At 62.1% G+C, this 9,700-nt stretch carries 8 protein-coding genes; 2 read left to right on the top strand and 6 right to left on the bottom strand.

The window, feature by feature from the left end:
- Nucleotides 1-2,666 (top strand): autotransporter outer membrane beta-barrel domain-containing protein (locus AC628_RS29885; protein WP_210190278.1); only part of this gene is annotated, 2,666 nt, incomplete at its 5' end.
- Nucleotides 2,667-3,336: 670 nt separating this feature from the next.
- On the opposite strand, the gene AC628_RS29880 is transcribed toward AC628_RS29885, so the two are convergent.
- From AC628_RS29880 to coxB, 6 genes are all read right to left on the bottom strand, one after another.
- Nucleotides 3,337-3,561: a hypothetical protein gene (locus tag AC628_RS29880; RefSeq protein ID WP_074130347.1), complete on the bottom strand. Its 225-nt coding sequence runs from the start codon at nucleotides 3,559-3,561 to the stop codon at nucleotides 3,337-3,339.
- Between the two features lie 24 nt (nucleotides 3,562-3,585).
- Complete coding sequence (locus tag AC628_RS29875; protein WP_074130345.1) at nucleotides 3,586-3,993, bottom strand: cytochrome C oxidase subunit IV family protein; 408 nt, start codon at nucleotides 3,991-3,993, stop codon at nucleotides 3,586-3,588.
- Nucleotides 3,994-4,001: 8 nt separating this feature from the next.
- Nucleotides 4,002-4,724, bottom strand: a complete 723-nt coding sequence (locus AC628_RS29870; protein ID WP_050422715.1) for a heme-copper oxidase subunit III family protein — start codon at nucleotides 4,722-4,724, stop codon at nucleotides 4,002-4,004.
- A gap of 16 nt (nucleotides 4,725-4,740) precedes the next feature.
- A complete protein-coding gene (locus AC628_RS29865) occupies nucleotides 4,741-5,445 on the bottom strand; it encodes a cytochrome c oxidase subunit 3 (RefSeq protein WP_074130343.1) in 705 nt (234 codons plus the stop codon).
- Entirely contained in the window at nucleotides 5,442-7,217 is a 1,776-nt protein-coding gene (ctaD, locus tag AC628_RS29860; RefSeq protein ID WP_074130341.1) for a cytochrome c oxidase subunit I, read from the bottom strand. The genes AC628_RS29865 and ctaD overlap by 4 nt, the downstream gene beginning before the upstream one ends.
- Before the next feature lie 74 nt (nucleotides 7,218-7,291).
- Nucleotides 7,292-8,125: a cytochrome c oxidase subunit II gene (coxB, locus tag AC628_RS29855; RefSeq protein ID WP_074130339.1), complete on the bottom strand. Its 834-nt coding sequence runs from the start codon at nucleotides 8,123-8,125 to the stop codon at nucleotides 7,292-7,294.
- Between the two features lie 564 nt (nucleotides 8,126-8,689).
- Here coxB and AC628_RS29850 point away from each other — a divergent pair.
- A complete protein-coding gene (locus AC628_RS29850; RefSeq protein WP_074130338.1) occupies nucleotides 8,690-9,586 on the top strand; it encodes a DUF2189 domain-containing protein in 897 nt (298 codons plus the stop codon).
- Nucleotides 9,587-9,700 lie beyond the last annotated feature (114 nt).

Below are 9,700 nucleotides of genomic sequence, written 5' to 3'. Positions count from 1 at the left end.
GGTGGCGCGGGGGGTATGGCGCTGGCGGCGTCGGCGGCGCTGGAGGTAACATGACGGGAGCTGTCAGCATCACCAATAACGGCAAAATCTACGGCGGTGTTGGCGGGGCCGGTATCACTGGCATCGGCAACGGCACCGCAGGCAATGGCGGCGATGCCATTGGTATTGGCGGCGGCGGTGGTGTAGGCGCGGGCGGCGGTGCCGGCGGTGTTGGCGGCGGCGTCACCGGGCCCACAACGACGATCGTCAATACGGGCCTCCTCCAGGGCGGCAATGGCGGGGCACCATCACTGGGCGGCGTGACAGATGGCGGCGTTGGCGGCGTCGGCATTCGCGGCGGCAATCTGACCATCGTCAATTCCGGCACGATTGCCGGCGGTTTTGATGGCAATACCGGCACGGTGCGATCCAATGCCATTCTCTTCACCAGAGGCGCCAACAGCCTGGAGTTGCAATCCGGCTGGGTGATCAACGGCAATGTCGGCAATGCTTCGGGCGTGACCGGCACCACCAACACGCTGATCCTCGGGGGGAGCTCCACGAATCTCTCGGGCAATGGCACAGCCACGGGAACGATCTTCGACGTGTCGCAGATCGGCGCGAAGTATCAGAGTTTTGATTTATTCCAGAAGTCGGGCGCCAGCACCTGGCAATTGGCGGGCGCGACGGGCGTGGTGACGCCGTGGACGATCACCGGCGGCACGCTGCAGATCAGCAGCGATGCCGCTCTGGGGAGTACGAACGGAGCCCTCACCTTCGGCGGCACCGATGCAGACACGGGCCTGCCCGGCAGCGGCACGTTGGCGGTGACGGCGACCATCAGCAGCACCCGCAATATCGTGCTCAATAATATCGCCGGCTTTGCCAATACGATCGATGTGAGCGGTACCAACAACTACACCATCGGCGGCGTGATCAGCGGCCAGGGCGGATTGACCAAGACCAACAGCGGCACGCTGACATTGACGGCAAACAACACCTACGCCGGCGCGACGATGATCAGCGCCGGCACACTTGTGGTCGGCGACGCGAGCACCCCAACGGCAGCGCTGTCAGGGGGCGGCCTCGTGACCGTTGCGAGCGGCGCGACGCTCGGCGGGTTCGGCAGCATTGCCGGCCCGGTCACCAACAACGGCACGTTTGCGGTCGGCAACGCGCTGCCAGCACTCGCGAGCGGGCCGAATACGACCTTCAACGTCGGCGGCAACCTGACCAATTCCGGCCTGGTGACGCTGGCCGGCGCGGCGCCGGGCAACACGCTCAAGATCGGCGGCAATTTTGTCGGCACTAGCGACAGCACACTGGCGCTCAAGACCTTGCTCAATGCCGGCGGGCCGCTGTCGAACCAATCGACCGACCGGCTGCTGGTCGGTGGCAGCGCCGCCGGCGCGACCGCGGTGCGCATCACGCCAATCGGGGCCGGCGCGTTTACTGCCGTCAACTTCCCGACCGCGATCACCGGCATTTCGGTCATCCAGGTCGCCGGCGCGTCCTCGACCGGCGCCTTCGCCCTGGCCGGCGGCACCGTCAGCAGCGGCCCCTACGTTTACAATCTCTATGGCTACGGCCCCGGCTCGCCAAACGGCTCCGCCGACCCCAGCCAGACTCTGATCGGTGCGCCAGGCGCCAATTGGGACTACCGGCTGCAGAATGTCTTTGTGACGCCATCGGGACCTGTCACTCCGCCGGTCCAGCCCCCCAACTCACGGCCGGAAGTCGTCCCGCAAGTGCCGGCCTATATCAGCGCGCCGACCGCGCTGTTCGAGGCCGGGCTGGAAGACATCAACGACTTGCATCGCCGGCTCGGGGAGATTCGCGACACGCAGGCCGTGGGCAAGCCACAGCAATTCGAGGCGTTTGTTCGCACCTATGGCGGGCCCTACAACTACACCTCTAACCGCAGCTTTTCCGATTTCGGGTACAACTTCAAAGCGAGCGACGAAGCGATCCAGTTCGGCGGCAGCGGCATCGTGATCAACGACCAGCGCGGGCAGTTGCGCGTGGGGCTTGCCGGTACGTTCGGCCGGAGCTTTTTCACGCCGAGCGCGATCGACGGCACGAGCAGCGGCACATTCGCAACCGAGAAGCTGTCGGGCATCGCCACTTGGCAGGCGCGCAGCGGGCTTTATGTCGATGCCATCGCCACCGGCGGTCTCTTCAACGGCCAGGTGACGACCAACGGGCAGACCACTGGCCTCAACGGCACGTTGGTCGGCCTGTCGGTCGAAAGCGGCTATCCGATGCCAATCGGCTGGAAGGATCTCATCGTCGAGCCGGAGGCGCAGTTCACCTGGCAGCGCCTCAACTTTTCGCCACGCACCGATGTCAGTGGGCTGAGCGTCAATATGGGCAGCCTTGACCAAGGCGTCGCGCGGATCGGTGGCCGGCTGATCCAGCGCTTTCAGACTCCGGAGGGGACGCTGTTTTCGCCCTATCTCAAAGCCAATTTGCTGCAAGGCTTTGGCGACGGCTCGGTGATTGCGCTCGGCGGCGCCGGGTTCGGCACCGGCTCGTACGGCACGGCGATCCAGGTCGGCGGCGGGCTGACCGGCACCGCGCCGGCGAACGGGCTCGCCGTCTTTGGCGACGTCGCTTACCGGCAGAACATTAGCAACGGCGGCGTGCGCGGCTGGACCTTCACTGGCGGCCTCCGCTTCGACTTTTAAGGGAACGGCGAGTTCAGGCTCCGACTCCTGGTCCCGGCCTTCGCATAGAGCAAGAAAGAGCCGGCGGCCTTCAGGATTTTCTTTGACTCATGGGAAACGGGAACCAAAAGATTCGGATTGCTGACACTCCTGTGATTTCCATCCGCGCAGATCAGGCCTCAAGGGCGCTTGCTCGCCTGACCGGTCGTCAGATGGCACGCGAGCAATTCGAACCAAACCAGCCCGAGCGCAGACCCGCCGCAGTCTCGCCGAAACAAGCAAAATTGCCCGCTCGCGGACAGCACCGTAGGTGCATTCGCGGGCCACACTCGACGAACTCTTGAAATGACGTGCTCCAGCTACGCTGAGCCGGCCATCGGATTCAGAAAACGTAGTACTTGCCGGCCGAAGTTTGCACCGGTGACGGCGTGATGTGTGGTTGCGGCGATTTCAACCTATGATCTTAGTCATTGATATTATTGGGGTCGATTTCGACGCAAAAAGAACCCCAGCAAGCCATAGAGATTGCCGGGATTCTTTGCCAATTTGGTTGCGGGGAGGCACCGATACGGGCATTCGCTGGCAGTTCAGATTTAGCAGGATCAGGCGCCGGCGAACCAAGCTCGGCCCTTGAACTGATCCCCCACCGGCGCGATGGCGACTTCCGGCTCAACATTTATTTCGCCGATCCTTATGCGGCTATCCCGGATCCACCGGCCTCTCTTCGGCCAGCGTCGTCGGCGAGCGCATGTGTCGGATGACGGGTGTCGCCACGCCGGTTTTGTGGGCGCACGTACATAATGAGAGCTTCCGGAAGCTCTGCCTTCACCTTCAGCGCAGCGGCGAGCGCGTCTTGTCCGTCCAGGACGACGTGGTCGGCCTTTCCGTTCAATTTGAACCCGACGGTAAACTGCATCCAAAAACCTCCACGTCTTCACCACTACGCCGTTGCGGCGAAGAATATGCTCCGGAGCAGATGGGTGTAGCCGGATTCGAACACCATGATCGCCACAAATACCAGCACCAGCACTGGCGGAAGCAGGATCGCGTAGGCCAGGGCCAGCCGCTCCCACGCCATATGCATGAAGACAGCGACGATCAGGCCGGCTTTGAGCACCATGAACAGCAGGATCAGCGACCATCGGAGATGGCCATGGATGCCAAAGTAGTCGACGAGATAGGAGCAGGTGCTGAGCACGAACAACCATCCCCAGACCACGAGGTAAAGCTTGATCGGATGCTGCTGGCCTGCCGCGTGCGTCGCCCCCGATGCGACGGCCTCGTGCGCATAAGCGTGTAGCGCATGCTGTGCTGCCTGCCCTTCCACATGTACCGCTGCGTTTGTCATGCGCCACCTCACCAGAGATAGAAGAAAGCAAAGATGAACACCCACACCAGATCAACGAAGTGCCAGTACAGGCCGGTGATCTCGACGATCTCGTAATATCCCTTCCGGCTTGTGAAGAAGCCGCGTCGTTCGCGATCGAAATCCCCTCGCAAGACCTTGCGCGCAATCGCGATCAAGAAGATCACGCCGATCGTCACGTGGGTGCCGTGGAAACCGGTGATCATGAAGAAGCATGCGCCAAACTGCGGCGCACCCCAAGGGTTACCCCAGGGCCTCACGCCCTCCATGATCAGCTTGGTCCATTCGAAGGCCTGCATTCCGACGAAGGTCGCGCCGAATGCCGCGGTGGCCAGCATCAGGGCCGCCGTTCGGACGCGGTCGTGGCGGTAGCCGAAATTGACGGCCATCGCCATCGTTCCGCTGCTGCTGATCAGAACGAAGGTCATGATAGCGATCAGGATGAGCGGGATATGCTTGCTCCCGATGTTGAGCGCGAAGACTTCGCTCGGATTGGGCCACGGCACGGTCGTCGACATGCGCGCCGTCATGTACGACAACAGGAAGCAGCTGAAGATGAAGGTGTCGCTCAGCAGGAAGATCCACATCATGGCCTTCCCCCAGGACACGTTCTTGAATGCGCGCTGGTCTGAGGCCCAGTCGGCGGCGATGCCTCGCAATCCGGGGATCGTCCCGGGCGCGGCCTTCGGCTGCATCAATGTCGTCTCTGCCATCGGTCCTTGCCCTCGCTTAAGTGAGCAACTGGCGACAGATGTTCACGAAATTTTCGGTCCAGCCGGTCAGCAAGCCGAGCAAAACCAGCCACACCAGTAAAAGGAAATGCCAATAGATGGCGCAGAGCTCGACGCTCAGGCGCACCCGCACCATCGGCGCGCCGCGCCACACCTTGGCGCTCGTCCTGCCGAGGGCCACCAGGCCGCCGATCAGATGCAGCCCGTGTAGCGCGGTGATCAGGTAGAAGAAGGAATTGGCCGGATTGGACGCCACGACATAGCCGGCGACGTTCAGCTGCTGCCATACCACCAGCTGTCCGGCCAGGAACGTCACGGCGGATGCTCCACCCACCAACAAGCCGACGAGCATGGCCTCATCGTCGCTGCGGCGCGCGGCCATCAGCGACCATTGCAGCGCCGCGCTGCTGATGATCAGGACGCCGGTATTGATCCACAACAGCTTCGGCAACGGCAGCTCGCGCCAGTCCACCATGGTGTTGCGCATCGAGTAGGCACTGATCAGGAGCGCGAACAGCGAACCGACAACCGCGAGAAACACGCCCAGCCCGATCTTCGCCGGCGGCACGGACGAACCCCTCTCGCCGCGAAAATCGACGGCCACCCCCTCCTCCAGCCAGGGTTTGGCCGCAAGCCGCTGCTGCGAGAGCCACCATCCCGCGATGGCCGCAATGGTCGCCATGAACAGGATGATGGCACTCACGGATGGGCTCCCTGCGCCACCACTCCGGACGGTGGCTCATTTTGCGGCACGAAATCCCTGGCGGCACCGGGAACGCTGTAATCGTAGGCCCAGCGATAGACGATGGGCAGTTCCTTGCCCCAGTTGCCATGCCCCGGCGGGGTCTCCGGCGTCTGCCATTCCAGCGAGGTGGCGCCCCAGGGATTGCCGCCGGCCTCCTTTCCCTTGAACAAGCTCCAGACGAGATTGAACAGGAAGACGAGCTGGGCGAAGCCGACAATCAGGGCCGCCACGCTCATGAACGCATTGAGGTCATGGGCGGATGCCGGGACGAACGACGTCTCGCCAATGTCATGATAGCGGCGGGGCATCCCGAGCAGGCCGAGATAGTGCATGGGGAAGAAGACCGCATAAGCCCCGATGAACGTCACCCAGAAATGGAACTTGCCAAGCACATCATTGAGCATCCGTCCGGTTACTTTCGGATACCAATGATAGATCCCGCCGAACACGGCCATAATCGGCGCGATGCCCATGACCATGTGGAAGTGGGCGACAACGAACATCGTGTCGGACAACGGAACGTCCACGACCACGTTGCCGAGAAACAGCCCGGTCAGGCCGCCATTGACAAAGGTGACGATGAACCCGAGAGCGAACAGCATCGGCACCGTGAGATGAATGTCGCCGCGCCACAGGGTCAGCACCCAGTTGTAGACCTTGATGGCGGTCGGAATGGCGATGATGAGCGTGGTGGTAGCGAAGAAGAACCCGAAATAGGGGTGCATGCCGCTGACATACATGTGGTGCGCCCACACCACGAAGCTGAGAGCGCCGATCGCGACGATCGCCCAGACCATCATGCGGTAACCGAAGATGTTCTTTCGCGCGTGGGTGCTGATCAGATCGGAGATGATGCCGAAGGCCGGCAAGGCGACGATGTAGACTTCGGGGTGGCCGAAGAACCAGAACAGATGCTGGAACAGGATCGGGCTGCCGCCGCCATACTTCGACAGCTGCCCCATCTCGACCAGCGTCGGCATGAAGAAGCTGGTTCCCAGCAGGCGGTCCAGGAGCAGCATCACCGACGCGACGAACAGCGCCGGGAAGGCCAACAATGCCATCACCGTGGCCGTGAAGATACCCCACACCGTCAACGGTAAGCGCATCAACGTCATGCCGCGCGTGCGGGCCTGCAGCACCGTCACCACGTAATTGAGCCCGCCCATCGTGAAGCCGATGATGAACAGGATCAGCGAAGCCAGCATGAAAACGATGCCCCAGTCCTGCCCGGGGGTGCCGGAGAGGATCGCCTGGGGCGGATAGAGCGTCCAGCCGGCGCCGGTTGGCCCGCCAGGCACGAAGAATGTTGCGGCCAGCACCAGCACGGCAAGCAGATAGACCCAGTAGCTCAGCATGTTCACATAGGGGAAGACCATGTCCCGGGCGCCGACCATCAGCGGGATGAGATAGTTGCCGAAGCCGCCAAGGAACAATGCCGTGAGCAGGTAGATCACCATGATCATGCCGTGCATGGTGATGAACTGGAGATACTGGTTGGCATCGATGAAGGAGAATGTTCCCGGGAATCCCAGTTGCAGGCGCATCATCCACGACAGCACCAACGCCACCATTCCGATCGACATCGCAGTGATCGAGTACTGGACGGCGATCACCTTGGCGTCCTGCGAAAAGACGTACCTCGTCCACCAGCTCCTCGGATGATAAAGCTCCACCTCACCGACTTCGGCGGGCGGGATGCCTGCGACCTGATCAAGCGGGATATCGACCATCGGAATTCCCTCCTTGGTCTTCTGTTCGGCGACGAGTTCGCTTCACAATCTCCGGCACATCCTCGTCAGCCCGTTCATTCGCTTCCTGTCTTGTACGCCGCCTTCGCGACGTCGCGCTGGCCCGACAATGCGGCGAACGTCCGCTGCTTCTCCAGCCATGCGTGATATTCCTTCTCTTCCTCGACGATGACCCTGCTGCGCATTTGCGCGTGCGCCGCGCCGCAGAGTTCAGCGCAGAGAACGTCGAACGTTCCTGTGCGGGTGGGCGTGAGCCAGTAATACGTCACCGAGCCCGGTATCATGTCCATCTTCGCCCGGAACTCGGGAACGTAGAAATCATGCAGCACGTCGATCGAGCGCAGCAGCACCTTCACGGGTTTGCCGACCGGCAGATGCAGATCGTCGTTTTGAACGACGACGTCGTCCTGCCCGTTTGGATCGTTGGGATTCAATCCCAGAGGATTCTCGGAACTGATGAGGCGCGCATCGGAGGTGCCGAGCCGGCCGTCCTTCCCGGGAAGCCGGTAGCTCCACATCCATTGCTGTCCGACGACCTCGACGTCGGTCGCATCGGCAGGAACAGTGACGAACTGGTGCCAGACGACGAGGCCCGGCGCCAGCATGGCGACGACGCCGATTGCGGTGCCGATGCTGAGCCACCATTCGAGCTTCTTGTTCTCGGGATTATAGACCGCCCGCCGTCCCTCCTTGTGATGAAAGCGGAGGACGCAGTAGGCCATGAACGCGATGACCGCGCAGAACACCGCCCCGGTGATCCAGAACGTCAGGTTGATCGTGTCGTCGATGTAACGCCAGTTCGAGGCGATCGGCGTCCACCACCACGGGCTGTAGACATGGAACAGCACCGAGGCGATCGCAACCAGAAGCAGTATAAGCGCTACAGCCATCCTTCATCCTCCCAGCCGTTGAAGGCTACGGAGACGAACGAAAGGGCGGAGCTCACGTCAAAGGGATGGTGTCACGTCCACCATCACCGCGCCTCTTGCCTCGCCCATTTTTCCGGTCGGACATGACAAAGAGTCAGCGTCACGACCGCAATCGCATCGGAGCTGGGGGCGTTCACGTACTTAAAATGGTCCCCGTCGGGCCCGGCGTCAATAGGCGTCAATAGAGGAGTGGATTGCATCCCTCGTCCGGCGCGTGTCGGGGCGAAGGCGTCCGGGCGTCGGCAAACGCCTTTCGGCACGACCAGGCGATGGTGCGTCGCAAAAACCGGGCGATGCCAAAAACCGGGCGATGCGAAGGCACGATTTCGCGGACCGCATCGTTCGCTTGCTTCTCCCGCGCATCGGACTAACTTCACTGTACCGGTTGCGACGAATGTCGTCCGGCAAGCTCCTTCTCGTTGAACCTGATTTGCCGGACTCAGTCGCGATTTTCGCGCATGAGGCGGACGCGTGCGTTTTGAAGCGCTCCGTTCACCTGCGGCCACGAGCAAGGAGACCGGAGCCATGACCACCGTTTTCGCAAGACCCAAACTGCATTTGTTTGGTGTCTCCACCGTCTATGTCGTTCGCAAGATCAGCCTTTCCGACTTGGGCAACGCGCTGCGCCTGGGCTGGGAGGACTTCAAGGCCATTCCGACCCACGCCATCGTCCTGTGCGTGATGTATCCCGTCCTCGGACTGTTCCTGTTCAGACTTGTCATTGGCTACTCGGTACTGCCGCTGCTGTTTCCGCTCGCGGCCGGCTTTACCCTGATCGGTCCCTTCGCCGCACTCGGTCTCTACGAACTGAGCCGCCGCCGCGAGCGCGGAGAGGAGCCAGGCGCCTGGGATGCGATGCAGGTGCTGCGCGCGCCGTCGTTCGGTGCGATGCTCGAACTTGGCGTCCTCCTGTTCGTTCTGTTCGGGGTCTGGATTGCCGCCGCGGACGCGATCTACACCGCAACCTTCGGCTATGCGCCGGCTGCGAGCATTCCCGATTTCGCGGAGCGTGTGCTGACGACGTCCGAGGGCTGGACCCTCATCATCGTCGGATGCGGCGTCGGCTTCCTGTTCGCAGTGGCAGCGTTGTGCATCAGCGTTGTCTCGTTCCCGCTGATGCTGGACCAGCACGCGACAGCGATCGATGCGATCCGAACCTCGATACGCGCGGTGAAGATGAATCCGGTCGAGATGGCCGTTTGGGGACTGGTCGTTGCGGTCCTGCTGGCATTGGGCTCACTGCCTTTCTTCATCGGTCTCTGCGTCGTTCTGCCGGTGCTCGGTCATGCCAGCTGGCATCTTTACCGGAAGGTGGTGGAGCCTGACCCGAATCCTCCGCAGGAAGAGCCTCGCCCGCCGATCGGTCACCGCTACGCGGCAGATTTCCCGGCCTCTCTCTTCCCGTGGAGTCGCGAGCGCTAGAGCATGATCCGGAAAAGTGCGAAGCGGTTTTCCCTCGCGACAAACGCTTCGCGTTTGCGCCGAGATCATGCTCAAACAACAGGCTAAAGCGCGATGACGATTCAACCAGATCTC

This window comes from Bradyrhizobium sp. NAS96.2, from assembly GCF_001908235.1.
GTDB lineage: Bacteria > Pseudomonadota > Alphaproteobacteria > Rhizobiales > Xanthobacteraceae > Bradyrhizobium.
Note: the sequence above shows the minus strand (reverse complement) of the source record. Positions and strands in the feature narration are given on the sequence as shown.

Excerpts from the sequence above, each read along its gene's own strand:
- AC628_RS29850 (WP_074130338.1), top strand. The coding sequence starts at position 8,690 with ATGACCACCGTTTTCGCAAGACCCAAACTGCATTTGTTTGGTGTCTCC.
- AC628_RS29875 (WP_074130345.1), bottom strand. The coding sequence starts at position 3,993 with ATGACAAACGCAGCGGTACATGTGGAAGGGCAGGCAGCACAGCATGCG.
- AC628_RS29880 (WP_074130347.1), bottom strand. The coding sequence starts at position 3,561 with ATGCAGTTTACCGTCGGGTTCAAATTGAACGGAAAGGCCGACCACGTC.
- ctaD (WP_074130341.1), bottom strand. The coding sequence starts at position 7,217 with ATGGTCGATATCCCGCTTGATCAGGTCGCAGGCATCCCGCCCGCCGAA.
- AC628_RS29870 (WP_050422715.1), bottom strand. The coding sequence starts at position 4,724 with ATGGCAGAGACGACATTGATGCAGCCGAAGGCCGCGCCCGGGACGATC.
- coxB (WP_074130339.1), bottom strand. The coding sequence starts at position 8,125 with ATGGCTGTAGCGCTTATACTGCTTCTGGTTGCGATCGCCTCGGTGCTG.